Annotated in this window: 1 protein-coding gene; it reads right to left on the bottom strand. The window is 51.0% G+C overall.

The genetic code is table 11. From position 1 onward, the window contains the following. Positions 1-239 (bottom strand): DUF3310 domain-containing protein (locus AC1RPW_RS08685; RefSeq protein WP_481769560.1); only part of this gene is annotated, 239 nt, incomplete at both ends.

Genomic DNA, 239 nt, shown 5'->3' with positions numbered 1-239 from the left:
CACGCGACGTATACCAGATTGCCTTGTCCAAGTCTTGCGCGGCCTTTCCCTTCTCACCACGACGCGCCACATACTTCACGGCGTTGCCAGTGTTGAACGGCATCAGCTCCACAAGATCAATTATCTCGATTCCAGACGGATGGGAGTTGTAGTGTGTCGGGTGATTAACGTGTTCGTAGTCCGGATGATTTACATCGACCTTCTTCACAGCTTCGTTAGCGGTACTTACGGAATCATCA

It is taken from the genome of Dellaglioa sp. CoH-55-MRSF-8, assembly GCF_056782195.1.
This window is presented reverse-complemented; position numbering and strand designations above follow the sequence as displayed.